The following is a 26,999-nucleotide window of genomic DNA, read 5'->3' as shown; positions in this document are numbered from 1 at the left end:
GGCTCAGCGGTGAGGGCGGGCGTCGTCCATGTCGAACGTGCGGGGCATGGTGGCCCGCCCCGCCAGCCGCAGTCCCCGCACGACCGGGTTCGCCCGCATCCGGCGGACCTCGGCGACGTGGGCATTGTGGAAGCGGCGGGCGAGCTCGAGGCGGTACCAGGCCGCGTCCAACCGCCGCAGCGGCTCGGTGGCGAGCGGGTTGTCGGTCAGCGGCTCGGTCTCGGCCCGCGACTCCAGCACGGCGCGCAGCGTGCGGGACAGCTCGGACTCCACGAGTGAGCGGTCGACGTCACTGACCTGCTCGACCTCGACGTCGGGGGTGCCCTCGAGCCCGTCGTGGACCACACCGGCGGGCGCGCTCGCGCTGGCGCGCTGGGCGACGTCGGCGAGGAGCACCGACTCCACCGGGTCCAGCGCGCCGCTCATCGCCAGCTCGTGGGCCGCGGCGGCGCGCTGCGCGAGCTGCAGCTCGAGCGTGGCCCGGGACCGCAGCACCTTGCGGTGCAGCCGGTCGACGCGTGAGGCGAGCAGCCACAGCACCCAGCCCAGCACGAGGACGAGCAGCACGACGACGAGCGTCCAGCCCTCCCAGGTCATCGTCCCGTCTCCGTCCGTCCGTCCAACGCCGCGCGCAGCCGGCCGACGACGGTCCGGGACCGGACGTCCTCATGCACGTGCCTGCCGTCGGCCGTGACCATCTCGTACACCGCGAGCACCTCGGCGGTGACGACCGACCAGTCGTACCGCCGCACGGCCTCGCTCGCGGCCTCCCGCACCTGCCGGGAGGCGTCCCGGTCCCGCAGCGCCGTGACCAGGGCCGCGGCGAGGGCCCCGGTGTCGCCGGTGGGGAAGAGCGTGCCGTAGCGACCGCCGTCGAGCACCGAGCGGAAGGCCGGGATGTCGCTCGCGACGACGTGGGCACCTGCGCTCATCGCCTCCACCAGCACGATGCCGAAGCTCTCCCCGCCCGAGTGCGGTGCCACGTACAGGTCGACGGAGGCCAGCAGCGACTCCTTCTCGGCGTCGCTCACCGGTCCGAGGAAGGTCACGGAGTCCCCGAAGCGGCTCAGCTCCTCCCGGTACTCGGCGACGTCGCCGCGACCCGCGACGAGGAACCGCGCCCCGGGCACCTGCTCCAGGACCTGCGGGATGGCAGCGGCGAGCACCGGCAGGCCCTTGCGCGACTCGTCCAGCCGGCCGAGGAAGGCGACGGTGGGCCGTTCCGCGGTCCCGCACCAGGCGTCGGCGCGCGCCGCGTCCGCGAAGCGGTCGACGAACACGCCGTTGGGGACGACGACGGCGTCCCCGCCCAGGTGCTCGACGACGGTGCGCCTGGCCTCCTCGGAGACGGCGATCCTCCCGGTGATCTTCTCCAGGAGCGGACGGACGAGCGGCGAGGCCACCTGCAGGGCGCGCGACCGGTCCATCGCGGTGTGGAACGTGCCGACGATCGGGCCGTCGGCGATCCACAGGGCCAGCATGGACAGGCTCGGGGTGATCGGCTCGTGCAGGTGGAGGACGTCGAAGTCGCCCTCCTCCAGCCAGCGCCGGGTGCGGGCCGCGGCGACGGGGCCGAAGTTGAGCCGCGCCACCGAGCCGTTGTACGGCAGGGCGACGGTACGGCCGGCGGGGACGACGAAGTCCGGCACAGGCGTGGCGTCCTCGGCCGGCGCGAGAACGCTCACCTCGTGGCCGGTGGCGATGAGGTGCTCGGCGAGGTCACGGACGTGGAACTGGACCCCGCCAGGCACGTCGAAGGAGTAGCCGCAGACGATCCCGACCCGCATCAGGCCACGCTCCCGGCCGGCTTGAGACGCGCGGGGTCGAGGTCCGCGACGAAGACCGGCTGGAGCATGTGCCAGTCCTCGGGGTGGCGGCGGATAAAGTCGCCGATGTCCTCGACCCATGCCTGGGTCAGCCGGGTGACCGCCTCCTCGCGCTGCGCCCCGGCGGGTGGCTCGATGCGGTCGCTGAAGGTGATGACGATGCCCCAGCGGCTGCCCGCCGCCTGCCGCCGCGGTCCGCGCAGCCGCTCGTAGCGGATCGTCACGGAGGTGAGGGCGTTGCCGGTGGCGACGGCGAGGGTGGCGGGCCCGGGGGCCACGCGGGCCCGCTCGCCGAGCAGCTCGACGTCCACCCCGGAGCGGGACAGGTCCCGGTCCGCGAGCAGCGGGATGATCGGGCCCCCCGAGCGGCTCTCCCGGAGCAGAGCACGGAAGGTCGACCCGTCCTGCTCGAGCGGGATGATCGTCATGCCCAGCCCGCGCCGGAAGTCGAGGAAGCCCTGGAAGAGCTCCTCCGGCTCGAGGTGCTCCGCTACGGTGACGACCGGACCGAGGAACCTCGTGGCCCAGGCGCCGGCGAGGTCCCAGTTGCCGAGGTGGGCGAGGGCGGCGACGACCGGTCGCCCGGCCGTGAGCTCGGCGCGCACCCACTCGGTGTTGACGGCCCGCACCCGTGCCCCCAGCTGCGCGTCGCTCACGGTGGGCAGGCGCAGCGCCTCCTCGTAGTAGCGCATGTAGGACCGCATCCCGAGCCGGGTCAGGCGGCGCAGCTCGCGGTCGGTGGCGTCGGGCACGGCCCGCGCGAGGTTGGCGCGCAGCTGCGGGACACCGGCGACGCCGGTGAGTGCGGCGATCTCGGCGACGCCGGCGAAGACGCCGGCCGACAGCCACGCGGGCAGCCGAGGCACCACGCGGGCAGCGGAGAGGAGCAGTGCCCCGGGGTCGATCCTCACGCGGTCTCCCCCGCATCGGCCCTGGTCTGCCGGTGGACGGCAGCCATCCGCTGCCCGGTCGTGTAGAGGCTGGCGAGCGCGAGCAGCCCGAGCGCGACGACGAGGACCGGCACCGGTGCCCCCAGTCCGACGGCGAGCACGGCGGCGAGGGCGACGAAGAGCCGGTCGGCTCGCTCGGCGATGCCGCCGGACGCGGTCATACCCAGCCCCTCCGCGCGTGCCTTCGCGTACGGCACGACGCTGCCCAGGACGAGGCAGACGAGGGACGTGACGAGCACCCACGTCTCCCCGGCGCGCACGCCCCACAGGAGGATCCCGGAGAAGATCGCGGCGTCGGAGACCCGGTCGAGGGTGGAGTCGAGGAACGCGCCCCAGCGGGTCGACCGGCCCAGCGTGCGCGCCATGAGCCCGTCGACGCTGTCGATGAGGACGACGACGGTGATGGCGAGCGGCCCGGCGACGAAGTGCCCGAGCGGGAGCAGCCACAGCGCGACGCCGACCGTCAGCACGGTGCCGGTGACGGTGACGGCGTCCGGGCTCACGCCGGCGCGGACCAGCCAGCGCGCGACCGGACCGAAGACGGCGTTGGTGAAGACGCGCCCGCTGGTGCTCAGCACGTCGCCTCCTCCCACGCCGCGGACAGCAGGTCACGGGTCTCGCCGAGCACCTGGGGCAGCGCCTTGGTCTGGGCGATGATCGGGAAGAAGTTCGCGTCGCCGGACCACCGGGGCACGACGTGCTGGTGGAGGTGCGCGGCGATCCCGGCCCCCGCGACGGCGCCCTGGTTCATCCCGAGGTTGAAGCCGTGCGGCTTGCTCACCTGGCGCAGGACGGACATCGCCGTGGCCGTCAGCTCGCCGATCTCCACGCGCTCGGCGGTGCTGAGCTCGGTGAGGTCGGCGACGTGACGGTAGGGACACACGAGCAGGTGCCCCGGGTTGTACGGGTAGAGGTTGAGCACCGCGTAGGCGTGCTCGGCGCGGTGCACGACCAGGCCCTCGGCGTCGTCCCGCTCGGGCGTCCGGCAGAACGGGCACTGTCCACTGTCGCCGTCCGCGGGCTTGTCCTGCCCGTCGACGTAGACCATGCGGTGAGGGGTCCACAGGCGCTCGAACGCGTCGGGCACCCCGGCGAAGCCCGGTGCCGGCTCTGGCAGCACCTCGCTCACGCCGTCGACACCTGCCGCCGCGTGGCGATGGCCGTGGTGATGATCTCGATCGCCTCCTCCACGGGGACCCCGTTGCGCTGGGTTCCGTCGCGGAAGCGGAAGGAGACCGCGCCGGCGTCGGCGTCCTCGCCACCCGCGATGAGGGTGAAGGGCACCTTCTCCTTGGTCGCGTTGCGGATCTTCTTGTTGAAGCGGTCGTCGCTCCGGTCGAGCTCCGCGCGCACGCCGCGGGCCCGCAGCCGGGCGACGACGTCGGCGAGGTAGTCCTCGAAGACGTCGGCGACCGGCACCGCGATGACCTGCACGGGCGCCAGCCAGGCGGGGAACGCCCCGGCGTAGTGCTCGAGGAGCACCCCGAAGAAGCGCTCGATGGAGCCGAAGAGCGCGCGGTGGATCATCACCGGGCGCTGACGGCTGCCGTCCGCGGCGGTGTACTCGAGATCGAAGAGCTCGGGCTCGAAGAAGTCGAGCTGGATGGTCGACAGCTGCCAGGTACGGCCGATCGCGTCCTTCGCCTGGACGGAGATCTTCGGGCCGTAGAAGGCTGCGCCGCCCGGGTCCGGCACGAGGTCGAGCCCCGACTCGGTGGCGACCTCCTCCAGCACCCGGGTGGCCTCCTCCCAGGTCGCCTCGTCGCCCACCGACTTCTCCGGGTCGCGGGTGGACAGCTCGAGGTAGAACTCCTCCAGGCCGTAGTCCTTGAGGAGGTCGAGGACGAAGCCGAGCAGCGAGGCGAGCTCGTCCTTCATCTGCTCCCGGGTGGTGTAGATGTGGGCGTCGTCCTGGGTGAACCCGCGCGCGCGGGTGAGGCCGTGGACGACGCCGGACTTCTCGTACCGGTAGACGTGCCCGAACTCGAAGAGCCGCAGCGGGAGCTCGCGGTAGGAGCGCCCCCTGGAGCGGTAGACGAGGTTGTGCATGGGGCAGTTCATCGGCTTGAGGTAGTAGTCCTGCCCCTGCTTGACGACGTGGCCCTCGCCGTCCCGGACCTCGTCGAGATGCATGGGCGGGTACATGCCGTCGGCGTACCAGTCCAGGTGCTTGGACGTCTCGAAGAGGTTGGCCTTGGTGATGTGGGGCGTCGTGACGAAGGAGTAGCCGGCCTCGATGTGCCGCCGCCGCGAGTACTCCTCCATCTCCATGCGGATCATCGCGCCCTTGGGGTGGAACACCGGCAGCCCGGAGCCGATCTCCTCCGGGAAGGAGAAGAGGTCGAGCTCGCTGCCCAGGCGGCGGTGGTCGCGGCGCTCGGCCTCGGCGACACGCTCCTGGTAGGCCTTGAGCTCCTCCTTCGTGGGCCAGGCCGTGCCGTAGATGCGCTGGAGCTGGGGGTTCTTCTCACTGCCGCGCCAGTAGGCGGCCGCGGAGCGGGTGAGGGCGAACCCGTTGCCGATGAGGCGGGTGCTGGGCAGGTGGGGGCCGCGGCACAGGTCCTTCCAGGCGACCTCCCCGCCGCGGCGGACGTTGTCGTAGATGGTCAGCTCACCGGCTCCGACCTCCACCGAGGCGCCCTCGGCCGCATCCTCCGCGCCGCTGCCCTTGAGCCCGATGAGCTCGAGCTTGTAGGGCTCGTCGGCCAGCTCCGCGCGCGCCTCGTCGTCGGACACGACGCGCCGGACGAAGCTCTGCCCCTCACGGATGATGCGGTTCATCTGCTTCTCGAGGTCCTTGAGGTCCTCGGGGGTGAAGGGGGTCTCGACGTCGAAGTCGTAGTAGAAGCCGTCGGTGATCGGCGGGCCGATGCCGAGCCTGGCGTCCGCGCGGACCTGCTGCACGGCCTGGGCGAGCACGTGGGCGGCCGAGTGGCGCAGGATCGCCAGGCCGTCCTCGCTGTCGATGCGCACCGGCTCGACGACGGAGCCGGGGGCCAGCCGTGACACGTCGGCGGTCAGGTCCGTGAGCTCTCCGTCCACCCGCAGCGCGACGACGGCACGGTCCTCACCGAACAGGTCCGTCCCGGTGGTCCCCCCGGTCACCGCCTGCTCGACGCCGGCGACGAGAAGGGTGGGCTCAGGGACGGATGACACGGTCGGCTCCCGCTGTGGTTCGGTCATGACTGACCGATCGTACTCAGGTCCCCGGCCGGTCCCCCGGGCGCCACCCGCCACGACCGCCAATCGTCACCGTTCTGTTGCCGGAGTTGCGCCCGTCACGCACCGCTCACAGCGTGAGCTTGAAGCCCACGTGTCCCGGGAGGTAGCCGAGCCGCTCGTAGAAGCGGTGCGCGTCGCGGCGCGACCGGTCCGACGTCAGCTGGACGAGGTCGGCCCCGTGCCTGCGGCCGTACTCGTGGACCCATGCGAAGACGGCAGTCCCGAGGCCGGTCCCGCGCACCCGCGACGACAGCCTGACGGCCTCGACCTGCAGGCGCGTCGCCCCCGCTCGGGCAAGTCCAGGGATGAGGGTGAGCTGCAGGGTGCCGACGACGGCGTCCGCGTCGTCGCGGACGACGACGAGCAGCTGCTTCGGGTCCTCGTCGATCCTCCGGAAGGCCGCGAGGTAGCGTGCCAGCTCTCCCGTCTCCCGGTCGGCGCCGAGGACGTCGTCCGCCAGCAGGGCGACGACTGCCGGGACGTCCGCCTCGACCGCCCGCGCCAGCCTGTACGGGCGTCCGCCCGCGTGCACCAGGTCCATGGGCAGAGCATGCCATCCCGGCTCACGGCGCCTCGTGGTTCCCCAGACCGAGTCGGTACCAGCGCGGCGCGGTGCGGTTCATCGGCCGTCCCAGGCCAGTCGTGTCGGCCGGGTCGACGGCGAGCAGCTCCCACCGCGGGAAGGCGCCCTCGACCTCCGCCTGCGTGACCCCGCCGATCAGTCTGCTCAGCGAGGTCCGCCCGAAGGCGAGCATGAGCATCGTCGCGCCGGGGTTCGCCAGGGCCGTGACGCCGCTGCCCTCCGCTGCGCGCGCGTCGGCATCGAGGCCCTGGAAGCACCCGACGTCGAGGAAGAAGTCGAAGCTCCCCAGGCCGAGTGCGGTGAGGTCGGTGGCGTCCCCGACGACGTAGCTCACGTCCGCGGGCCCGCGACGCCGAGCGTCCTCCACGGCGGACCGGACGACGTCGACCCCGACGGCCTCCCAGCCGCGGCGGGCCAGCTCCGGTGTGTACTGGCCACGCCCGCACCCGACGTCGAGCGCGCGACCCAGCGGCCGCGGGCGCCCGGCCTCCTCGCGGTCGAGCAGCCGGGTCACGCTGCCGTGCGCGGCGCGCCGGTAGCCTTCCCACGGCGTGACGCCGAGGCGGTACATGAGGTCATAGGTCCGCACGTTCGTCCACGGGCCGGCACCCCGAGGAAGGCCCACGGTGCGGCTCGTGCCGAGAGCCGGGGACGCAGGACGGCCGTGCCGACACCCTCGGCCCCACCCGCACCGACCTGCCCGGTCACCCGCGTCTCCACCTGGGCCGCGGTCCCGGCCCCCGCCAGACTGGGCGTGCGGCGCGACGGTGGCCCGTGCCCGCACCGGGCGGGGAGCTCGAGCCGGCGAGGAGGCGACCATGGACCATGCGGAGCTGGTGGCGTGGGTGTGCGTCCTCGTCGGCGTCCTCGTCCTCGGTGTCGGCTGCGTCATCGGCCTGCGCAACGTCCCGGCCGACGCGGACAGGGAGCTGAGGACGGCACGCGCCAGCCTGGCCACCGCGACCGGCGAGATCGCCGCGGTGCAGGAGCAGGTGTCCCGGATGCGCTCGATCGTCGCCGCCCGCCGACAGTTGGCGGCGGACGAGGTCGCGGCGATCGAGGAGATCGACGGCCGGGCCGTGGAGTCGACCGCCGTCGTGGAGGAGGCCGCGCAACGCGCGTCCGCGTCGGCCGAGACCGCCTCGTCGGCGATCGAGCAGGTGGGCAGCGTCATCTCCTCGCTCCCCGAGCGCCTGCGCTTCGCCGGCCTGCTCGTGCTCGTCGGGACCGTGCTCATCAGCGTCGGTACGGTCCAGTTCGGTGGGACCTCGCTGTTCTGACCGTCGGCTCAGACCACGGCGAAGCCGGCAGGCAGCTCGGTGCGGCCGGTGAGGGCGGACAGCACGACCGCCGCGTGCCCGGACCGGGCCGCGGTCTGCGCCGCCAGCTCGAGCGCCTCCGCGAGAGCCGCGGGCGGGAGGAGGTCGGCGCTCGCTCCGATCGCACGCAGCAGGTCGAGCCCGTGGACGACGAGCTCGAACGTGCGCGTGCGCAGGTACTCCTCGAGGCGGAGCGGTCCGAACCGGGTGGTGACCAGGCGCCCGGACGGCACCTGCCCAAGTGCCGTTCGCACGTCCACCACCAGTGCACCGACGTACGCGGCCGGGTCGCTCCCCAGCTCGGCACCGGCTGCCACCCCGCGAGCGGCCACCGCCTCGTTCGCGCCCGCACGGTCGGGGGACGTGAGGAAACGGTGGAAGTAGTCCGCCGCCGAGAGCACGTCCGCCGCGTCCGGCGCGGGCTGGTCGAGGTACTCGACGACGGTGGTGAGCGCGCGGGTGGTGTGCCCCACCAACGCGCGGACGTCCCAGACACCGAGCGCCGGACGGTCCCAGTCCTCGTCACGGACGAGCCGCACGAGACCCGCATAGGCCTGCGCGCAGTCGAGAAAGGTCTCTGCTCGCGTCATCGTGCCTCCTCGGCCGCACCGCTAGCGGTGCACCAAGGGCCCTGACCGGCGTTCCCGCCTGTCAGGGCCCTTTGCTGCCTCTGAGACCTCCGTGGGCCGCTGGTGGGCCTACGTCTCGGATCGTTACCGAGCGCGACGTCGCCGGACTGGCCTTCCACGCCCAGAGTGCCGGAACATCCACCAAGGGGGCGCAGCAGCAGATTCTGACCGGTCCGAATATCCGCGGTACGTTCCATCCGAGTCGCCATTTGGCCGAGATGCGCCTCGGTCGCCGGGCTACCTGTCAGACTAGATGAGAGAAAGCTGTCGTGGAGTCCTTGACCCATTGCTCCACCAATGCTTCCCCATCTACCTCGTACGCAAAGTAGCCGTTGGGCTTCCTTCCCCAGAGACCCTTATAGTCAATGATGGTTTCACCATCGCATAAACCATGGGTTTCCACGTCCATCGCGACATGCATGGTCTTGAACCAGTCCGGATTGATCAGGTAACCAGTGGTGGTCAAGTCGTTCAAACCGATGCCGTCATTTCTGGATTCGACCTGGTCGGCAGCCTTCAATTCTCCGACAACCTTCCCCTCCGCGTCCTTGATAATCTTCACAGCATCGTATCTGCGGTAGCTCAACAGCTTCGTCAAGAAGTCGGTGACCCTATTGTTGGCTGCCGTGATAGCATCCAAGTCCTCCACCGATTGCGTCACGAGATCGCACACATCCAAACCAAGTTGGACTACAGGTATGTCGGAGTTGTAAACAGCTTTCGCTGCTTCGGGGTCTACCTTCACGTTGTAACTCGCCCTTGGCGTCTCGTTCCCAGAGAAGCGCATCACCCCGCCCATGAATATCACTTCCTTCACGTGACGGGCAAAATCGGGGTCAAGGGCGATTGCTATCGCAATGTTGGTCAATGGCCCCAGCGCCAAGATGGTTATGGGTTCGGGGGACGCCTTGGCAATCTTGATCATCTCGACCGGGGCATAGCCGTCGGCTGCCGTTGCGACAGGTAGCGGGAAACCCAGGTCGCCGAAGCCGTCTTGTCCATGGATCCAGCTTGCTTCTATCGACGGGCGAACAAGCGGCTTGTAAGCCCCGCCGAAAACCGGTATGTCGGTTCTATCAGCAATTTCTAATGTCCTCAGCGCGTTGATGATGCACTTGTCTACGCCGACATTTCCGTTGGTCACCGTGAGTGCTTTGATGTCGAACTTGCCGCTAGCGATTACCCAGAGAATTGATGTCGCATCGTCGTCTCCTGGGTCTGTGTCTATGATTAGCTGCTTCTTGATCGCTTCCATTGTGCTACTCCTTCTCAGTCCGCAAGACCTCGGTCATTTTGAGCGTGTGTCAGTCGCGCATCTCGGCTCATGACAGCCACGGCATGAACACTGCCAGCTTCGCGGCAGATGGCATCGGACCGAGGAGTCCATTGTCCGATCTGGCCTTTTTCAGCGGCGCCGGGCTGTGCTCGTCCAAGACAGTCTAGCCTTTGTGCACCCCTGTCAAGCCACAGCTAGGCCGCGAGCCGCGAAGATCGGAAGGAGCCACCGATGATTCCCTGTCCTCGTACCAAGGATAGGGTCCCAGCTTTTAATTCAGTCGCTTCATAAAATCACGGTGGCATGCGCCGAGTGGCGAGTCAACCCTCTTTTTGAGCGACGCCCTGACCGAGCAGCAGGAGCTCGGTTGGCACCTATGGAGGAGGATCGGTTGGTCACGTCCACCTTCTCCCGCCGAGCGTACTCAAACCGCAGCTGTCACTGCCGACATCGCACCAACGCATCGGCTACGGAGCAGTCATAGACAGCTGATGCCGTGTGAGACCGCCGCAGCGTCGCTGACCTGGCGTGTCGGTAGGTCCGGTCTTGTCGCCAGGCTGATCGACTTCGCGGCTGACAGCGGCGCCGGGTACGGGGAGACGACTTCCCGAGAGGCGCTGGCAGCGCGGATCGCGTTCACCTCCGCCGGCGTGACCGCATCCGGGATCGACGCGGGCCGATGCAGGCGGGCCGCATCGCGACGGTCAGGCGCGGCCGGCTCACGGGGTCATCGCCGCGCCGCCCACTCGGCGAACGCGATCCCGCGCTGGGCATCCAGCCAGGCGCGGCGCTCCCGCTCACGCGGGGGGTCCATAGGTCGCGGTCGATCGGGAGCCGCTCGGCGTTGAGCCAGGCGTCGGCAGCAATCTTGTCGGCGAAGCTGCGCGAGTGGCGCTCTAACTCGGGCCCGGTGTGGCGGGCGCAACAGCTGGTGACCGCGCCAGCCTGCTGGCTCTTGCGCCGCTCGAGCTCGCCGAAGGTCCGCTTTCGTCCCTGCTTGTGGGTCATGGTGCGGCGTTGAAGACCGAGGACAGAAAGCCGTACACACGCGCGGTCATCGCCTAGCCGGTCTGGCCTGCAGCCTCGTGTACCAGGAGGTGACGTCGCGCGCGGAGATCGCCCTCAGCGACTTCCTGCCGAGCTCGTCGTGGGCGAGGAACCGCTCCACGTAGCTCTCATACTCCTCGCGGGTGCGAGGGGCGAGATCGCGAACGCTCAGGTTGGCCGCGATGCACTCGTTGAGGGTCACCGTGAAGCGCGCCACCCGCTGGTCGGGCGGGAGCCACTGGTCCGGTGGTACCGGCCGTCGCCCGGCCCGAAGTACCGCGCACGCCATCCGGTCGTCTTGCCGGTCCGCGCGTTCCTGCGACGTTCGGTGTTGCCGAACCCTCGCCTGCTTCCTGTTGCCATCGGCTGCTCGCCTCCCCCGGGCTCGGTGTCTGCCGATCACCAGTCCGTGGGCCTCTGGTGGGCCTCCAGGAGGCCCACAGGGGGCATTCGGGCCCTCGCGTGTCATCTGGGGCGGACACGCGAAGGGCCCCCGACCTGCGCTTTCGCTGGTCAGGGGCCCCATCGATCTGGTGGGCGATACTGGGATCGAACCTGATACCTGTAGCTCGCTCACCTGCATCTTTGCTGCCTCTGGAACCTCCGTGGGCCCCTGGTGGGCCTACGTCTCGGATCGTTACCAAGCGCGAAGTCGCCGGACTGGTGTTCCCACGCACAGTGTGCGTTAGAACTGTTCCCAGTCTACCGCGGAGGTTCGGACGGGTCAGAATTTGATCCTGCGACCCCCTGGCGGATTCGGACGGGTCCGGGTCGCGACCACGTGTCTCGGAAACCCGCGGATTCCCTCATGATCACAGGGAACCGGACGGTTCACTCACTCCGAGCGTAGTTGGATCTCGGGGGTCGCTCACGGTTGATTGCGATGGGTAAGCGGTAGGTCATGCCTTCCACCGAGCAGGCTTCGCCCGGCCGACCTCGGGGCCGGTAGACCTCCGCACACCGCTCCCCCGTCACCAACCGCTCAAACCGCGCTGTCAGCCGACCCGCGGGTTTACCGAGCCCTTCGGAAGACGGTGCGGCGCGGCAGGGTGCTCGACAGCGCTCCTCACCTGGCTCCCGCCGGTTTCGAACCTCCGACCTTCTCGGAGGGGTGCGCACTACTTGGCGCTCCGCGGAATCCTCTGGTCTGTCAGCCGATTCATGCCTGGCTGACCTGCTGAACCGGCAGCATATCAAGAATTGTGAGATCCTTCGGAGCTCCGCCCGGGCGGCTGCCGCCAGTTCGCACTCGTCGTCAACGGTGTGCCAGAGGCCCGTGGAACACTCGCGAAATCGGCGCTTGCGTGGAATCTCGCGTGGAACCACCCGTTCGCTCCGGCGGACAAGTCGCAGGCTCGCTCGGTGCGCCACCGGGTTCGAACCATTAACCTTTCCCTTGTCAGTTTTCGGAAGTGCGTTCGCCTACGTTCCCAGGCCGATAGTAGCGGGCTCCTGACGGAGTCGACTTGGGCCGACACCCCCGGACGCAGCCGAACCACCGCCCGTCGGGTTAGCGTTGGGGTCAGCACCTCGTTGCGCGGATCGATGACAAGATCGTGGCGCCGCACGGGCCGCGCGCCCAGATCGGACCAAGCGCCTCCTTGCGGTCACGCTGGATGCAGTCGCCGGCGGTCCGGATCTGCCGATCGAGCATGCGCCACTGTAAGCCTCCATGGCCTTAGTTGGGCCTCAGCAATGACCTCTACCGCGCTGCGTCCGAGGCCTACCGGCTCGGGCTCGGGCTCGGGATCGCTGGCGACCCCCAGCCTCTACGTCAACGGGGACAGCCTCGGCACCGAGCAAGTGCTCACCCATGCCGACCGGTCCAGCAGTCACGCTTGACTAACGAGCTCATCGAGATGGGGCACAGCCTGCGACTGCCGCCACCTGCCATGAATGAGCTCGCTGGCGACCTCCGCGGCCGCGGCCGAACACGCAGACACCTCGTTTGGACGCTAGCAGACCTCCGGACTGCACGGCGCCTCCTTCCCGGCCACCCCCAACACCGACCCCGGCAACCACCACGGCCAACGTTCGAGCGGCCGACCGCCCCCGGGGCGCGGGTAAGAACCCGGCCTCGGCAAATAGAGGTCGAGGCCCCTGCTATCCCTGATCACGTCGTGCGGGAAGCGCAACACGGCCGAGCGGTCGAGGCTCTCGGAGGGGGCCTCCATCTTACGTTTAGTGGCGCCCCCCCTGCGAAGTAGGAGCGGATAGCGGCGTAGGCGCCCACGCCCACGCCAGTCATCGTCAAAAGACCACCGACAAAGTATATCGAGAAGTCGCCGGTACCGGCAAACATCATCCCGATCGCGGTGCCGATCGACGATCCGAGAAAGAGGAGCCCCGCGAAGACGCTGATCATCAGCGGGCGTGCACCTGGGGCTACGCGGGTGGCCCAGTTCTGCATCGAGGTGTGCATGAAAGCCCACGTCCCGGCGAGGAATACCGCGCCTATCAGCACCCCGGACGTCGACTGATCAATCGACATCGCGACGTAGGCAAGCACTCCGAACACTCCTCCAAGCCCGAGCATGGTGGGCAGCTGGAGGACATTGGCGGCCCGCTTAAGAATGGGAGCAAACAAGAGTACGGCCACGCCGTAGGCGGCGGTGGTGAGCCCGGCGACCGCAGCGGTGACGCCGTTCAGTTGGAGCACCGTCGGCAGGACACTGAGCACGCCGATTACCACGACTCCTTCGACGAAGACGAAGAGAAGGACCAGGCGTGCCTGCGGGATGGCGAAGATGTACCGCAGTGCCCGCCAGGAGCCAACCACGGCGTCGTCACTGAGCGGTGGGTCCACGATTGATCGGATGGCCACGATGGAGAGGATGGCGACCGCGAAGACGAGAACGAAGGAGAGCCGCCAGGTCGCGTACTCCGCCAAGAGGCCTGGCACCAATGTTCCGGCGGCCATCCCCACCGCGGTGGCAATCATGATATCGGCGAGCGGCCCCTGGCGGTTCCGTGCCGGTACGGTGTCGCCGATGTAGACGAGCGCTGCGGGAATGACCGCGGCGAGGGCGGCTCCACTGAGTGTTCGTGAGATCGCTAGGAGGGCGAGGTTCGTCGAGGCGGCGGTGACGATGCCGCACGCCGCCGCGATAAGGAGAGACAACCGCAGCGTCCGGGCACGACCGAGACGGCCAAACAGGACCCCCCATCCCCACTGCATGAGGGCATACGCGAACAGATAGAGCGTGGCGACTCCCAACACCGCTGGGAGCGGCTCACCGAGGTCCTCCGAGATATCGATGAGGATCGGCGTGAGAGCGAGGCGGTCGAACGCTGAAACGAACGACGCTAGGAGCAGCGAGAACGGCGCGGCAAACGGCCGTGCGCGTGCAGAGGCACGGCTCATTGTGCTCCCAGGAGTCGGGGGGAAATGTACCGAGCAGTCCCCAGCTCTTGTTATCGATCCAAGGCGCGCCGAAACGATGAAGTGCTACTCGGACCAGTCCAGGGCGATGTACTTGGGCTCGGTGTACTCGAGCAGACCTTCGTGGCTGCCCTCCCGGCCGAGTCCTGATTGTTTGACCCCTCCGAACGGGGCGGCGGCATCCGAAATCAAGCCACGGTTGAGGCCGATCATGCCGGCCTCGAGTCGCTCCGAGATCCGCAGGCCTCGGGCCAGGTCCTGGGTGAAGACGTACGCGACCAGCCCGTAGATCGTGCCGTTGGCCATCTCGATGGCCTCGTCGTCGGTGTCGAAGGCGACGACGGGGGCAATCGGCCCGAAGATCTCCTCCTCGAGGATCTGGGACTGCGGATCGACGTCGGTCAGAACAGTCGGCTGGTAGAAGTAGCCCGGGGAATCGGGACGAGCGCCGCCGGTGACTGTGGTGGCGCCACGCTGGACAGCATCGTCCACCAGCTGCTCCACCTTGGCAACGGATTCGAGATTGACGAGCGGTCCAACGTCTACGGCGGTGTCGAGCCCGGATCCGACATTTAGTCCCGCCATACGCTCTGCGAGCCGGCGGGAGAACTCATCGGCAATCGACCGATGGACATAGATCCGGTTTGCTGCGGTGCAGGCCTGCCCACCGTTACGCATCTTGGCAACCATGGCACCCTCGACTGCCACCTCCAGGTCGGCGTCGGCGCAGACCACGAGGGGAGCATTGCCGCCGAGCTCCATGGAGCAGGAGATGACCTGGTCGGCAGCCACGGCGAGCAGAGTCCGGCCTACCTCGGTGGAGCCGGTGAAGGAGAGCTTGCGGACGCGGGGGTCGTGGAGGATGGCATTGGCCACTGTGCCGGATGCCCTTGAGGGCAGGATGTTTACGACTCCGGGGGGAACGCCGGCGTCTTCGAGGATTTGGCCGATGGCCAGAGCCGTGAGGGGTGTCTCGGAGGCGGGCTTGAGGATGGCCGTGCAGCCGGCTGCCAGGGCGGGCCCGATCTTGCGGGTGGCCATGGCGGCCGGGAAGTTCCAGGGGGTGATCAGCAGGGCGATGCCCATCGGCTGCCGGAGGACGAGGATCTTGTTCTGTCCAGAGGGGGAGTCCGTGATCTCTCCCGGGATGCGGACGGCCTCCTCGGCGTACCAGCGGAAGAACTCGGCGGAGTACTGGACCTCGCCCAGCGCGTCGGCCATGGCTTTGCCGTTCTCACGGACGATCAGTTCCGCGAGCTGCTGCTTCTTCTCAATCATGAGGCTAAAGGCGCGCAGCAGGATGGTCGACCGCTCCCGGGGCGACGTGGCGGCCCATACCGGGGCCGCCAGCTCGGCTGCGTCGACGCAGGCGAGGGCATCTTCGGCCGTGCCGTTCGCGACCTCGGTGATCGTCTCGCCCGTCGCGGGGTCCACCACGGGGAAGGTGCTGGAGTCGGAGGAGGATCTCCATGTGCCTCCGATGTATAGGGAGGTGGGGATGGTGAGTCCGTCGACAATGTCGCTCATGTGTGCCTTTCGTCGCTGGATAGCGGATCGAGCTTGCCGTTGAAATACTGAATCAAAGTGCGGCGGGTTTCCTTGAGATGGTCTTCGACGAGTGCCGTCACGGCCTTCGGGTCTTGGTCCGCGAACGCTCGGATCATCTGCCGGTGCTCCTCATTGGAGCTTTTCAAGAGTTCGGGAGATGCATGAAGAGAAAGAGCCACATACGGCGCTGACGCAACCCGGAGAAGTTCAACAATTCGGGAGAGCCAGCCATCGTACGCCGGCACGAGTCCCGAATGGAACCGCTGATTGAGAGGCGCCCTAAGAAACTCGAGTACTTACCTTCGCGTTCATGATCAGCCGCGCTACGTGGCTGCGATTCGAGATGAAGTCTGGCGATTCCTTGGTCAGGATCTGATCCCGCTTACGCCCTAACGGAATGTCCACCGACTCCGTTACCTGCGCCGGCGATCCCGAGAGCACCACCACGCGATCCGCCATGTAGACCGCCTCGTCGATGTCATGGGTCACCAACACCACCGTCACACCGAGGTTGGACCGCAGTTCCAGCACCAGGTCCTCGAGCTCGGCACGAGTCTGTGCGTCGACGGAGGCGAACGGTTCGTCCATGATCAGTACCTCCGGCCCGTAGGCTAGCGCCCGCGCAATCGCGACCCTCTGCTGCATTCCACCGGACAACTGCCAGGGGAAGTGGTTCAGGAAGTCTCCCAGTCCCACGGCGCTTACCGCGTCCGCGACCCGCTTCTCGCGCTCCTCGCGGCTGAGCCCCATGCTCTTGAGCGGGAGCCCGACATTTTGGCTCACCTTGAGCCACGGCATCAGCGAGCGACTGTAGTCCTGGAACACCACCGCCATCTCTCGCGGCGGGCTCGTGATCACCCGCCCATGCAACATCACGGTGCCCTCCGAGGGCTGCGTCAACTGGGCGATACACCGCAACAGCGTGGTTTTCCCCGCCCCTGACGGGCCAACAATGCAGACAACTTCACGTGGGTCCGCATAGAAGCTGACGTCCGCGATGATCAGCCTGGAACCGTAACTCTTGGCCAGGCCCTCCACGTGGAGGACGCGGCGGTCACTTTCGGTCATGGATACACCTTTCAAGAAGCCCGGCTGCCCGTGTGCCAGGCCAGCATTCGTCGCTCGACGACGACGAATAGGACGTTGAGGAGGTAGCCGATCAGTCCCAGCAGAATCAGGCCCGCCCATAGATCTGGGATCATGAACTGCCGCTGGGCGGACAGGATGAAGTACCCGATGCCCCGTGTGGAACCGACCAACTCGCTGGCCACCATCACGATGACGGACACCGACAGGCTCGTCCGAATTCCGGCGAAAATCTGAGGAGCGGCCGAGGGAAGCACCACGCTGAACAGCCGGTGCCGTCCACGGATCTGGTACATGCGTCCGGTGTCGAGCACGGTCGCATCGACATTCCGGACGCCGTCGATCGTGTTCATCAGGATCGGCCACAGGGCGCCGGCGATGATGACGGCGATCCGCATCTCGAGCCCGATCCCCAACAACACGATGAACATCGGCAGCAGCGCCACCGTCGGTAGTGCGCGGAAGAAGAAGAGAATCGGTTGTACCGCCGCACTCAGCCGCCGCGAGAGTCCGAACAGCAGCCCCAGACCAATGCCGAGCACGATGGAGATCCCCATCCCCGCCGCAATCGACGTCAGGCTCGGTACCACGTGGAGCGGCACGAGATCGAAGATCCACAGCTCGCGGAACTTCGTGAGGATCTCGGACAGAGGCGGGAAGTAGACGTTCGTGCTGTCACGGGAGAGGACCAGCCACGAGGCCACCAATGCAATCGGTAGGACGATCGCAAGGCCTACCTGGAGAATTCGGGTTCGGGTCATGCGTGCACCTCCGGCCGGTGGGAGACGTGCCACCGGAGCAGCCGAGCCTCGATGGCAGCGAACACTCCGTTGATCACTACCCCTAGAATGCCGCTGATCAGGATGAACGCGTACATCCGGGGCAGCGCGCCACTCAGTTGGGACACGAGGATCTCCGCGCCTAGCCCGTCGGACGGCATGATCAGCTGCACGCCGATGGCGATCAGCAGGCTCACGTACGCGGCGATCCTCACCCCGGTGGCCACGTACGGCGACGCCGAGGGCAGGATTAGGTAGCCGACCTTACGCAGGCCGCCGATCGAGTATGCGCGGAACGACTCCTGCGCCACTCGATCGACGTCTCGTGCCCCATAAATGGTCTGCAGCAGGAGCGGCCAGAATGCCGCAAAGGCCACGAGCAGGACCACACTGAACAGCCCCGTGCCGAACAACAGCACGGCCAGGGGAATCAACGCCACCGCGGGGATCGACCGCAGGAAGTCGATCACTACCACGGAGGCCTTGTAGGCGAAGTCCAGGCGTCCCAGCAGAAACCCGAGCGGGACGGCCACGAGAATCGCGATTCCCAACCCTGTTCCCCATGCCTGAAGGGTGTGCCGCAAGGGTTCCCACAGGTCCCCGTCCGCAATGATCGATACAAGGCTGTTCAGCGTCTCAAGGGGAGATGCGACAGAGCGCCGATAACTCACTAGGGACAGGAACTGCCACAGGACGCCCGCGATGAGGAGCGCCAGCACCTTGTCTGCTATGGGCACCAACCGAACGCTCGTCGCTCTCATATCGTGCTGTCTCCTTAGCGTGGCCAGATTACGTCTGCCACGTCGACCGGCTCCTCGATGAACCCGTAGGTCACCATGGCGTCGATCATTCGGGTGACGTCATCCTCGGGCAGTTCGATCGAATATGACGTAAGCGGCACCGTTGCGAGGGCCTCCGGATCGATTGGTGAGTAACTGGCAATCGCCTCTCGCGTGGCGTCCGGGTTCTGGTTTGCGAATTCTGCCGCCTTACCCATGGCTCGCGCGAACGCCTCTGCCGTGTCGGCATTGTTCTCGAGGAAATCGCGGCTGGCCGCCCACGTTCCGCCCACGCCGCCGGGGAAAGCCACGGGGAAGGGATGCATGATCGAGGCGAGCTCGTCGCTCTCGTTCACGGCGGGGCCGAAGAACGGTGGCGCGAGCAGTCCGGCGTCGACGCGGCCCTGGGCGATGGCTCCCGCCATCTCCGGGTACGGGATTTCGACGAAAGTCACCGTGCTGGAATCGCCTCCGGCCTCGTCCAGGGCCACACGCGTCGCCAGTTCAGGTGCGGATCGGAGTGCGACGATGGCGATCGACTTGCCGTTCAGATCGGCGGCACTGGCAATACCGGAGTCCTGTCGGACGACGATGCCCAGGTCGTCCAGGCCCTCCTCGGTTTCGTAGAGGTCATTGCCGAGGGCCATGGCGATTGGCATGCCGTTCGAGATGGCGGTCACAAGTGGCACGGAGGTCAACAGCGTGTAGTGCAGCTCGCCGTTGAGGAGCGACGGGATGGCACTCGCTGCTGCCTGGATGACCGACACCTCGACGTCAAGGCCCTCATCCTCGAAGAAGCCCTCCGACACTCCGAGGTGGGCGGTCGCGGCCTGGACCGTTGTCGTCGCGCCGACTTGTACGTCGGTGAGGGAGCCCTCGCCCTCGGCGCCCTGCGTGGTCCCCGCGTCCGGCGTCGCGCCGCCTCCATTGTCGCCCCCATTGCTGCCACCACATGCGGCGAGCGCGAGCGTCGTGCCGAGGAATGCCGCCGCGGCGGCCGCGGCTGTAGACCTTCTTCTCATGTCAGTCTCCCTGCATCACAAACGTCGGTGTTCTGTGGTTGTTCTGGACGGGATCCTTCTTTGGCCTGCCGGCCTGTCTCTCACGGGATCCGTCGGGAGGACCGGCTCCTTCTCTGGATTGGTTCGTCCCGACTAGTGTCTTGAAGTCACAGGGCTAGTTGCGTCCCTTGAAGAAGTTGCCAAAGGGCTCCATGCTCGGCTCCATCCCGGCCATGACGAGGCCGTCTCGCAGCGCCTTCATCTGCGCGTCGTGGATGCGCATGGTCGGCAGACGCAGCGGGCCACCGTTGTAGCCCTGGAGCCAGCCCTGGAATTTCCACGCCTGGCGATTCAGGAAGTTGCCGCCGTGCATCGTGGCCCCAAGGTTTGCCTTGATGCGGCGGGCAGGGTGGAGTCGCCAGTAGATCTCGGTGGCCTCGTCGTACTTCTCTTCCCGCAGCAGGGAGAGCACGTGCGGAATCGTAGGACCGTAGTACTCGTGATCGCTGGTGGCGGACAGCTGCAGCGGCATGACCTGTGCCAGCGGGATAAAGTCGTTCTCGATCGGCGCGGAGATGACCACCTTGTCGCCGAACAGCCGCTGGCACTCGATGATTCCCTGGATGCTTGGGAACCCGCCCTCGGCTTTAATGACGGAGACGTTGGGGCACTCCTCGATAAGGCGTGCGATGACTTCCACGGGAATGTCGGATGGGTGGACGCGTGGGCTGAAGCCCCACAGCGTCATCGGGAACAGGATGACGCCCATACGGGTCGCGTCGCACACCGCCTTCGTGTACTCGAAGATCTCGTCGGCGGTCTCCGGATAGAAGTTGGGCGGGTAGGAGATCAGCATCATCTCCGCGCCGGCGTCTTCCGCTGCCTTGGCAGCCTCGATGTTCTGCTCGAGCGTGCTCCAGCTGGCGTGGTGAACGATGACCAGGTCTTGACCGGCCTCGTCCTTCATGATCCGGAGGAACTCGATGTACTCCGGCAGGGTGATCGACACCTCGGAGACGCCTAGCGTCCCGATGAATCCGTGTTCGATCGCCAGGCGCACGTCGTGGCGTATGCCGGCCTCGTTCAGCCCGGTCAGGTCCTGGGTGAACGACGGGATCGTGCAGTTGATGGCACCGACCAGAGTCGTGCGAGCCCACTCCCGGTGGTTCTCGTATGGGGACAGCGTCATTGTTGTTACTCCCTCAATCTTCGTGATGCGGAACTTTGGTAGGAACTTGGGCGATGTGCGCGATTTGTGGGTTCAGTTACTTCCGCACGGACTGGAAGACGTCGGTGGTCGTCCCGATTCCGCGCGCCTGCGCCAGCGTTCGCGCGAGAGCGGCGACTGCGAGGTCCTGGATGGCGGAACCCACCGACTTGAAGAGCAGGACCTCGGTGTCGTCCTGACGCGCCAAGGCCTCGTTCGCCACCAAGGCCGTCAGCTCGGACGTCTTTGCCCGGACGTCGATGGCGGCGCGGCGCGCTTCAATCATGTCGCCGGTATCGTCAATGACCTCGTCCAGCATGTCGACGACAATGCGGTCGACCCGGTCGATCGCCGTCACGTCGAGTTCGCGCTGCTCCGGAAGCGTCGACCCGATGGAGGCGATCGTCATACCAGGCTGAATCCAGTCGCCGTGGAAAGTGGGTGCCTCACCGCGGGCGCGGGCGGCGCAGAGCACGACGTCGACGTCCCGTGCCGCCTCCTGAGGGCTCTCGCAGTCCTCGAGGTCCATTGCCAGGTCACCCATCCCCTCGATGAACCGTTGTCGGCTGGCGGGGTTCGGGCTGAACACCTTGGCCGACGCCACGTCCCGGACGGCTGCGAACGCCCGCAAGTGGCTCTGGGCCTCGAAGCCGGAGCCAATCACGCCAACGGTGAGGTGGTCTCGCTGCGGGCTCAGGTAGTCGAGCGCCAGGGCCGTCGTCGCCGCGGTGCGGAAACCAGTGATGGAATTGCCATCCATGATCGCGAGAGGTCTCGAGGTCTCCTGATCGAAGAGGGAAATCAGGTAGCTGGCCGCCCCACCCCGGATCGAGAGGCTGATGTACTTGCCACCCATGAGGGAGCCGTCCGGCATGACACCGCTCAGGTTGCGCAGCCACACTTGGTCTCCCCGCGCCATCGTGCGCTCCGGAAAGTTCTCGGTGCGCGACTCCGCGCGGTACGCCTCCCGCAGCGTTTCAACTGCCTCCGTCCAGCTCAGCACCTGGCGCACATCGGTGTCGCTCAGTAAAAGGGTCATGCACTCCGCCTCTCGTTCGTCATCCACGTGAGGGCGCCGAGGGAGACAAGGAGCGCGGTGCGGCGACCGCGCACGCTCATGCGGGACATTCGGTACCTTCCAGCAGGGGGCCTCATTGACGCCGAGCCCCAACCTTCCAACACGGCTGGCGTCTCCCGCAATGGGTCCCCGCACTGACAGATGCTGGTGCGCTGTGTCGTACCACAGTCACGGCACTTCGCTGCTGGCTCTGGTGGCCGATGTGGGTACAGCCAACGGTGACGTCGCAACCCTGGTGGTGCCACACAGTGAGCACCCAGTGCGGGACCAGGTGCGTGGCAGACTGAGGTATGCCCTCGGCCATCACCAACCTGCAGAAGCTGTTGCACGGGGTCGCAGAGATCTCCTCCGCCGTCAACGAGCCCGTGTCGGTCCCGACCCTGCTCAACCTGGTGGCCGAGATGGCCTGCGAACTACTCCGCTTCGACTTCTGTGGCGTCTTCCTGGCCGATGCCCGCGGCGAGGTGCTCGTCGTCGAAGGATCGCACGGTTTCACGCCCGCCTACATCACAGAGGTCAACGCGTTGCACCCCCTCGTCCTGCGCGAGGGAGAGGTGCAGGCTCCCTCCACGCGCGCGTTCCTCACCAAGCAGTCGGTGCAGGTTACCGATACCCGGACCGACCCGGCCTTTGCGCCGTGGGGCGAGGGCGCCCGAGCGCAGGGGTTCACCTCGATGATCGCTGTCCCCCTGCTCGTCTCCGGCTCCGCCCTGGGCACCTTGAACGGCTACACCTCGGAGTCCCACGAGTTCACCCGCGACGAGATCGACCTCGCCACCACCCTGGCCAACCAGGTGGCCATCGCCATCGCCACCGCGCGGCTCCGCTCAGCACAGGCTCGGAGCATCGAAGAGCTGCAGGAGCTCAACAGGTCACTCGAGGAGCAGCACCGCCTGCTCGAGCAGGGCGAAGAGATCCACAGGCGGCTCACCGGGGTGGCGTTGCGGGAGGGCGGGGTGGCTGGTGTCGCCGAGGCCTTGAGCGCGCTTCTCGGCCGGGCCCTCGTCGTCGAGGACGCCTCCGGCCGGCAGCTCGCGTCCGTCGCGCTCGACGGCGTGGCGTTGGAAATCGCCGACCTCCACCGAGACTTTCTGACGTCGTCCACCGCCGATCCCGGCACCAATGGGCTTTGGGAACTCGCACTGCCTGACGGTGAGTCAGCGGACGCACGGCGGGTCCACGCACCGATCTGGCTCGGGAGCGAGCTGGCCGCCCGCATCTGGGTCGCAGGGGGCGTTGACGACCTCGGCGCGCTGGACCGCCGCGCGATCGAGCACGCCACCACTGTCCTGGCCCTGGAGCTCGTGCGACTTCGCACCGCCATGGAGGTCGAGTGGCGCACTGCGGCGGACCTGGTCCGGGACCTCATTAACGGGCACCCCGCTGACGCTGTGGCGCTGCGTCCGCGGGCGGAGCGCATGGGGCACGACCTCGACCTTCCCCACGTCGTCGTCGTCGTCCGTGCGGACACCGACACCGACGACCTCGGCGCGGCGATGATCAGCTCGACGCGCGCGGTCGCGTCGCCGGTCACCCCGCGGCCGCTGGTCGCCACCTCCGGCGCTCTCGTGGTCGCCCTGTGGCCTGTCACCGACTCCGGCGCCGGCGCCACCACCGTCGCGGACGCCATCCGCGCAACCTTCCGGCGAATGCGGCCGGACGCGACCATCTCCGTCACGGTCACGGCCCCGTGCCACTCACTGGACCGGTACGCTGGCGCCTACCGGATGGGGCGCGGCGTTGCCGAGCTGGCACACCGGCGCGGGGTCACCGACACCACACTGCAGCTTGGGGACCTGGGGCCGCTGAGCCTGCTCCTGCAAGTCGAGAGCACCGACGAGCTGATGACATTCATCGACCGCGTACTCGGCCCCCTGCGCGACCACGACGAGCACCGCAACGCTTCGCTCGCCGCAACGGTGGCTGCCTACTTTCGCCACGACCTCAACACGGCCGCGGCGGCGGCCGCACTGCACGTGCACCCGAACACGGTAGGACTGCGGATCCGCCGGGCCGAGGAACTCCTCGGGATGTCATTCACCAAGGTCGACTCGGTCGTCCACGTCGGCTTGGCGTTGATGGCCGGCGAGGTCGTGCAGGTCGGCGGGGAGCCGGGTCCGGCCGAAACGTCCTCGGCAGCATCGCGATCGGCGTCAGCCAGAGCACGGCGAAGACGATGAGAGCAAGGGTCGTCCTCCCACTCTCGATGGCCCCGGCCACCACCGGTGTGCCGAGGACGACGAGGAGGTTGGCACCGGCGTTAAGCATTCCCACAGCGGCCGCCGGCCGGTCCGGGCGCCAGCGCTGGGCGCTGGCCAGGACGGCGGAGAACGGCAGACCACCCGCCACCCCCAGCCCAAGCGCCGCAGCTGCGGCGACTCCCGCCGACGAGGGGAAGGCGAGTGCCACCGTCGACCCGGCACAGACGAGCAGACAGGACACGGTCATTGGCCGGACACTGCCGGGGTACCGCCCGACTATCGCACCGCCGAGCGGCCGGCTGACGATGGTCAGGACGAGAATGAGGGAGGCGATGGACACGGCCGACGTCCGGCCCACCCCCCACCGGTCGGTCAAGACCACCGCGGCCCAGTTGCTCAGCACCACACCCAGGCCGAGTGTCACGGCGTGGATGGCGGTCAGGCGGTAGAGCTCACCGTCGCGCAGTAAGGGGCGGCGGGTGACTCCACTCCCCGCCGCCACAGACCGGCCGCCGTCCCCCGCCGGCACCATCAGCCAGACGACGACTGCCGCCGCCACAGCGACGACCGCACACGTCGACCAGGCAGAGGTCCACCCCAGCACCGGCTCGAGTGTAGGGACGACGGCGACGGCCAGACCGCCGAAGCCGATCGCGAACCCGCCGAAGATTCCCAGGCCCACGAGCCCGGTGCCGGCGCGCCGTGCGAGCTCGGCTCCGGCCACGAAGCCGACGGCACTGCTGACGCCCGCGACCGCTCGCATGACGAAGGCATTCCCAAGCACAGGGACGAGCAGCGCGACTAGGTAGGCCGATGCTGTCAGGCTCGTTCCGGCAAGGGCCGTGCGGCGCACGCCGAAGCGGTCGATGAGCTGCCCGGCGGGGATCTGTAGACCCGCGTAGGCGGCAGCGAAAACCGTCGTGAGCAAGCCGACCGCAACGAAGCCGGTGCCGTACTGGTCAGCGAGCGTGGACGCCCCAGCGCCGGCCGCCGTCATGCCCCACCCGCTCGCGCCCGCGACGAGGCTGGCCGGGACGATCAGACGGGGGGACTTCGCGTCCCGCCGCTGCTCTGTCAGGTGGTGACCTTGCACCACGTGGTCAGCCGTCGCCCAGTGGCAGCGGGGAGTTGTCACTGTCCAGGTGTTCGACGGTGGTGAAGACCAGATCCTCGGTCCCGATGTTCTGGATGTCGTGGAGGAGGTACTCACCCGGGCCGAAGTGGAAGTGGCGGGTCTCCCCCGCCTCGTACTCGACGTCTCGGGTAGTGCCATCGAAGGTGCGCTGCCGGCTCTTGCCGGCGGTCACGGCGGTCCAGAAGTAGTCCAGCACGTGGCGATGGGCGTGCCACCGTTCCCCGGGCGCAAGACGGATCTCCCAGACGCGCACGCGCTCGTTTTCGCTCAGGAGCCGCGAGCCGACGTGGCCGTCGTAGGCCTTCCGCTCGAACTCCTCCTTGGTATCCTCCGACCAGCCCTCGAAGTTCTCTCCCACCAGCTCTCCCGCCAACGGGAGGTTCTGAGGAAATCCCGGTGTCCTCACGTGTGCACCACCTTGTCGTGTTCGGTCCAGCGCGGTTCCGCGCATCGTGTCAGTCAGAACCCTTTGGGCGGGGCCTCGCCGCTGGGTCAGACCACGGCTTGTTCGGCCGGCTTCGTCAGGACACCCGGGCCGTACAGGCCGAACTCCATGGCCCGTTCGCCAGGGATCCAGGTGTTGTCGAACTGGGCCCGCCTGCCCATCTCTGTGACGCGGTCGACCAGCGAGTTCCCCAGAGCCAGACGGGCGGGCTCCCAGTCCGCCAGCGTGGCCGCGATGTCGCCATCGCCAGCCTCGAGTGCCTCGGCCAGGGCCCACGCGTCGGCCGCGGACTTCGCCGTCCCGGCAGCAGCGTGCGGACGACTGGCGAACGAGGCATCACCCACTAGAGCCACCCGACCGGAGACGACCCGCTCGGAGCGGATGTCGTACAGCGCCTGGATGTAGGGCTGGGCGGTGGCCTGGACGAGTTCCGCGGCCGCAGGCGCAAGGAGCTCGGGGACGGCGGCCTTCATCTCCTCTATGTAGCGGTCCTGGACCTGACCTGGATGAATGGAGATAGGGCGTGGGATCCCCTGCTTATCTAGCATCATCTCGTCGAGTTCGGGCCCCTCGGGCACGTTGCGGTACCAGACGTAGTTCATCAGCCGCTCGCTACCGGCGACCGACCCGTCCGAGCCTGGGATGGGATACATGCAGATGTGTGTCGACGGACCCACCGAGTAGGTCAGTGCATCCAGCGCAGCCGCCGTCTTCCTCGACAGCCGCCCCTCCAAGACGGTGCCGCGCCATCCGATGTAGCCGGCGTAAGACTGCGTCGCGGCGGGGTTGAGCCGCTGACGCCCGACGGACGAGATGCCGTCAGCGAAGACAACCAGCTCCGCTCGCTCCTGGCGACCGCTGACGAAGCGAACGTCCACGCCCGACTCGTCTTGGCTGAAGCCGGCGGCGTACTCGCCTAAGACGTACTTCTTCGGCTTGAAGTCCTCATACAGCGCCCGGTAGAGCGTGCTCCACGAACTGTAGCGCCACTCGACTTTCTCCTCGTACACAACCTCGTTGCCGGGGCCGAGGTAGCGCAGGTGCCGAGTGGCCGTGCTGACGTCCTCTGGCTTCCGACTGCTGCGCTCGGTGAACCACCGCACTGTGTCTGGCTGGAGCACGATCCCCCCACCTCGGTCGGTCAGGAGCTGGGGAGTGCGCTCGAATATCGTGACATCGAAGCCCAGATCCCGTAGGAGCAGCGCGGTGGTCAGCCCACCGACCGAGCCTCCTATCACCATTGCACGTACGCCGTCAAATCGTGTGGCCATGGAACCCCCTATGCGCTGTCTGCTCATCTGGTCTGTACCGAGAACCACGTGCGGCACTTGAGCCAGTATGAAAGCGGGCATCGGGCGAGTTCCATGGGGTGCTCAACAGTCTTTCGTGGCAACCCTGTGGCACGCCCTAGCGCCGGAACAAACGCTGATCGCGACGTCCCACAGTTCCCGCGCGAGTGGAGTCAGCGGTAACCTCCCACCAACACCCCGTTCATGCAGCGAAGGA

23 protein-coding genes and 2 pseudogenes are annotated in these 26,999 nt (G+C 67.7%); 2 read left to right on the top strand and 23 right to left on the bottom strand.

Features of this window, described 5'->3' with window-relative positions; translation table 11 throughout:
* Positions 1-3 precede the first annotated feature (3 nt).
* The 8 genes from VR894_RS12590 to VR894_RS12555 form a co-directional block, all read right to left on the bottom strand.
* Positions 4-597, bottom strand: coding sequence for a hypothetical protein (locus tag VR894_RS12590; RefSeq protein WP_324652026.1), 594 nt, complete (start codon positions 595-597; stop codon positions 4-6).
* Entirely contained in the window at positions 594-1,787 is a 1,194-nt protein-coding gene (locus tag VR894_RS12585) for a glycosyltransferase family 4 protein (protein ID WP_324652024.1), read from the bottom strand. The genes VR894_RS12590 and VR894_RS12585 overlap by 4 nt, the downstream gene beginning before the upstream one ends.
* Entirely contained in the window at positions 1,787-2,737 is a 951-nt protein-coding gene (locus tag VR894_RS12580; protein WP_324652022.1) for a phosphatidylinositol mannoside acyltransferase, read from the bottom strand. Before VR894_RS12580 ends, VR894_RS12585 begins: the two co-directional genes overlap by 1 nt.
* Entirely contained in the window at positions 2,734-3,354 is a 621-nt protein-coding gene (pgsA, locus tag VR894_RS12575) for a phosphatidylinositol phosphate synthase (protein WP_416380835.1), read from the bottom strand. Before pgsA ends, VR894_RS12580 begins: the two co-directional genes overlap by 4 nt.
* The gene (locus VR894_RS12570) at positions 3,348-3,896 is read right to left on the bottom strand and encodes an HIT domain-containing protein (RefSeq protein ID WP_324652376.1); all 549 of its coding nucleotides are present in this window, start codon (positions 3,894-3,896) and stop codon (positions 3,348-3,350) included. Before VR894_RS12570 ends, pgsA begins: the two co-directional genes overlap by 7 nt.
* A 5-nt stretch (positions 3,897-3,901) precedes the next feature.
* A complete protein-coding gene (gene thrS / locus VR894_RS12565) occupies positions 3,902-5,959 on the bottom strand; it encodes a threonine--tRNA ligase (protein WP_324652021.1) in 2,058 nt (685 codons plus the stop codon).
* 106 nt (positions 5,960-6,065) lie between these two features.
* Positions 6,066-6,539 carry a GNAT family N-acetyltransferase gene (locus VR894_RS12560; protein WP_324652019.1) on the bottom strand — a complete coding sequence of 158 codons (474 nt, stop codon included), beginning with the start codon at positions 6,537-6,539 and terminating at the stop codon, positions 6,066-6,068.
* Between the two features lie 22 nt (positions 6,540-6,561).
* Positions 6,562-7,170, bottom strand: a complete 609-nt coding sequence (locus VR894_RS12555; RefSeq protein ID WP_324652018.1) for a class I SAM-dependent methyltransferase — start codon at positions 7,168-7,170, stop codon at positions 6,562-6,564.
* A gap of 229 nt (positions 7,171-7,399) precedes the next feature.
* On the opposite strand from VR894_RS12555, the gene VR894_RS12550 reads away from it, so the two are divergent.
* A complete protein-coding gene (locus tag VR894_RS12550) occupies positions 7,400-7,861 on the top strand; it encodes a hypothetical protein (protein WP_324652017.1) in 462 nt (153 codons plus the stop codon).
* 8 nt (positions 7,862-7,869) lie between these two features.
* Here the strand turns inward: VR894_RS12550 and VR894_RS12545 are convergent, their stop codons facing one another.
* The 12 genes and pseudogenes from VR894_RS12545 to VR894_RS12490 form a co-directional block, all read right to left on the bottom strand.
* Positions 7,870-8,490 (bottom strand): maleylpyruvate isomerase N-terminal domain-containing protein, encoded by a 621-nt coding sequence (locus VR894_RS12545; RefSeq protein WP_324652015.1) that lies wholly within the window; start codon positions 8,488-8,490, stop codon positions 7,870-7,872.
* A 283-nt stretch (positions 8,491-8,773) separates the two neighbouring features.
* Positions 8,774-9,784, bottom strand: coding sequence for a nucleoside hydrolase (locus VR894_RS12540; protein WP_324652013.1), 1,011 nt, complete (start codon positions 9,782-9,784; stop codon positions 8,774-8,776).
* Positions 9,785-10,859: 1,075 nt separating this feature from the next.
* The gene (locus tag VR894_RS12535; RefSeq protein ID WP_324652011.1) at positions 10,860-11,069 is read right to left on the bottom strand and encodes a hypothetical protein; all 210 of its coding nucleotides are present in this window, start codon (positions 11,067-11,069) and stop codon (positions 10,860-10,862) included.
* Between the two features lie 1,896 nt (positions 11,070-12,965).
* Positions 12,966-14,216 carry an MFS transporter gene (locus VR894_RS12530; RefSeq protein WP_324652009.1) on the bottom strand — a complete coding sequence of 417 codons (1,251 nt, stop codon included), beginning with the start codon at positions 14,214-14,216 and terminating at the stop codon, positions 12,966-12,968.
* An 84-nt stretch (positions 14,217-14,300) separates the two neighbouring features.
* Entirely contained in the window at positions 14,301-15,761 is a 1,461-nt protein-coding gene (locus VR894_RS12525) for an NAD-dependent succinate-semialdehyde dehydrogenase (protein ID WP_324652007.1), read from the bottom strand.
* Positions 15,758-16,042: pseudogene (locus VR894_RS12520) on the bottom strand (FCD domain-containing protein); the annotation flags it as partial. The pseudogene VR894_RS12520 and the gene VR894_RS12525, both read right to left, overlap by 4 nt.
* Positions 16,043-16,061: 19 nt before the next feature.
* A complete protein-coding gene (locus tag VR894_RS12515; protein ID WP_324652006.1) occupies positions 16,062-16,850 on the bottom strand; it encodes an ABC transporter ATP-binding protein in 789 nt (262 codons plus the stop codon).
* 11 nt (positions 16,851-16,861) lie between these two features.
* Positions 16,862-17,629 carry an ABC transporter permease gene (locus VR894_RS12510; RefSeq protein ID WP_324652004.1) on the bottom strand — a complete coding sequence of 256 codons (768 nt, stop codon included), beginning with the start codon at positions 17,627-17,629 and terminating at the stop codon, positions 16,862-16,864.
* Positions 17,626-18,408 carry an ABC transporter permease gene (locus VR894_RS12505; RefSeq protein ID WP_324652003.1) on the bottom strand — a complete coding sequence of 261 codons (783 nt, stop codon included), beginning with the start codon at positions 18,406-18,408 and terminating at the stop codon, positions 17,626-17,628. Before VR894_RS12505 ends, VR894_RS12510 begins: the two co-directional genes overlap by 4 nt.
* 14 nt (positions 18,409-18,422) lie before the next feature.
* Entirely contained in the window at positions 18,423-19,448 is a 1,026-nt protein-coding gene (locus VR894_RS12500) for an ABC transporter substrate-binding protein (RefSeq protein ID WP_324652001.1), read from the bottom strand.
* A 154-nt stretch (positions 19,449-19,602) separates the two neighbouring features.
* Positions 19,603-20,616, bottom strand: a complete 1,014-nt coding sequence (locus tag VR894_RS12495) for a dihydrodipicolinate synthase family protein (RefSeq protein WP_324651999.1) — start codon at positions 20,614-20,616, stop codon at positions 19,603-19,605.
* A 76-nt stretch (positions 20,617-20,692) separates the two neighbouring features.
* Positions 20,693-21,673, bottom strand: coding sequence for an ornithine cyclodeaminase family protein (locus tag VR894_RS12490; protein WP_324651998.1), 981 nt, complete (start codon positions 21,671-21,673; stop codon positions 20,693-20,695).
* 329 nt (positions 21,674-22,002) lie between these two features.
* On the opposite strand from VR894_RS12490, the pseudogene VR894_RS12485 reads away from it, so the two are divergent.
* Positions 22,003-23,784, top strand: a pseudogene (locus tag VR894_RS12485) (helix-turn-helix domain-containing protein); the annotation flags it as partial.
* On the opposite strand, the gene VR894_RS19130 reads toward VR894_RS12485, so the two are convergent.
* The 3 genes from VR894_RS19130 to VR894_RS12475 form a co-directional block, all read right to left on the bottom strand.
* Positions 23,750-25,006 (bottom strand): MFS transporter, encoded by a 1,257-nt coding sequence (locus VR894_RS19130; RefSeq protein ID WP_416380840.1) that lies wholly within the window; start codon positions 25,004-25,006, stop codon positions 23,750-23,752. The pseudogene VR894_RS12485 and the gene VR894_RS19130 overlap by 35 nt on opposite strands.
* A 7-nt stretch (positions 25,007-25,013) precedes the next feature.
* Complete coding sequence (locus tag VR894_RS12480) at positions 25,014-25,454, bottom strand: hypothetical protein (protein WP_324651994.1); 441 nt, start codon at positions 25,452-25,454, stop codon at positions 25,014-25,016.
* A gap of 86 nt (positions 25,455-25,540) precedes the next feature.
* On the bottom strand, positions 25,541-26,764 hold the full coding sequence (locus VR894_RS12475) for an FAD-dependent monooxygenase (RefSeq protein WP_324651993.1): 1,224 nt from the start codon (positions 26,762-26,764) through the stop codon (positions 25,541-25,543).
* Positions 26,765-26,999: the final 235 nt, after the last annotated feature.

The sequence above is a fragment of the Georgenia sp. H159 genome, assembly GCF_035607575.1.
Classification (GTDB): domain Bacteria; phylum Actinomycetota; class Actinomycetes; order Actinomycetales; family Actinomycetaceae; genus Oceanitalea.
This window is presented reverse-complemented; position numbering and strand designations above follow the sequence as displayed.

What these genes read in the sequence shown, in the direction of transcription:
- VR894_RS12590 (WP_324652026.1), bottom strand. Translation starts at nt 597, where the DNA reads ATGACCTGGGAGGGCTGGACGCTCGTCGTCGTGCTGCTCGTCCTCGTG.
- VR894_RS12585 (WP_324652024.1), bottom strand. Translation starts at nt 1,787, where the DNA reads ATGCGGGTCGGGATCGTCTGCGGCTACTCCTTCGACGTGCCTGGCGGG.
- thrS (WP_324652021.1), bottom strand. Translation starts at nt 5,959, where the DNA reads ATGACCGAACCACAGCGGGAGCCGACCGTGTCATCCGTCCCTGAGCCC.
- VR894_RS12560 (WP_324652019.1), bottom strand. Translation starts at nt 6,539, where the DNA reads ATGGACCTGGTGCACGCGGGCGGACGCCCGTACAGGCTGGCGCGGGCG.
- VR894_RS12550 (WP_324652017.1), top strand. Translation starts at nt 7,400, where the DNA reads ATGGACCATGCGGAGCTGGTGGCGTGGGTGTGCGTCCTCGTCGGCGTC.
- VR894_RS12545 (WP_324652015.1), bottom strand. Translation starts at nt 8,490, where the DNA reads ATGACGCGAGCAGAGACCTTTCTCGACTGCGCGCAGGCCTATGCGGGT.
- VR894_RS12540 (WP_324652013.1), bottom strand. Translation starts at nt 9,784, where the DNA reads ATGGAAGCGATCAAGAAGCAGCTAATCATAGACACAGACCCAGGAGAC.
- VR894_RS12530 (WP_324652009.1), bottom strand. Translation starts at nt 14,216, where the DNA reads ATGAGCCGTGCCTCTGCACGCGCACGGCCGTTTGCCGCGCCGTTCTCG.
- VR894_RS12525 (WP_324652007.1), bottom strand. Translation starts at nt 15,761, where the DNA reads ATGAGCGACATTGTCGACGGACTCACCATCCCCACCTCCCTATACATC.
- VR894_RS12515 (WP_324652006.1), bottom strand. Translation starts at nt 16,850, where the DNA reads ATGACCGAAAGTGACCGCCGCGTCCTCCACGTGGAGGGCCTGGCCAAG.
- VR894_RS12510 (WP_324652004.1), bottom strand. Translation starts at nt 17,629, where the DNA reads ATGACCCGAACCCGAATTCTCCAGGTAGGCCTTGCGATCGTCCTACCG.
- VR894_RS12505 (WP_324652003.1), bottom strand. Translation starts at nt 18,408, where the DNA reads ATGAGAGCGACGAGCGTTCGGTTGGTGCCCATAGCAGACAAGGTGCTG.
- VR894_RS12500 (WP_324652001.1), bottom strand. Translation starts at nt 19,448, where the DNA reads ATGAGAAGAAGGTCTACAGCCGCGGCCGCCGCGGCGGCATTCCTCGGC.
- VR894_RS12495 (WP_324651999.1), bottom strand. Translation starts at nt 20,616, where the DNA reads ATGACGCTGTCCCCATACGAGAACCACCGGGAGTGGGCTCGCACGACT.
- VR894_RS12490 (WP_324651998.1), bottom strand. Translation starts at nt 21,673, where the DNA reads ATGACCCTTTTACTGAGCGACACCGATGTGCGCCAGGTGCTGAGCTGG.
- VR894_RS12475 (WP_324651993.1), bottom strand. Translation starts at nt 26,764, where the DNA reads ATGGCCACACGATTTGACGGCGTACGTGCAATGGTGATAGGAGGCTCG.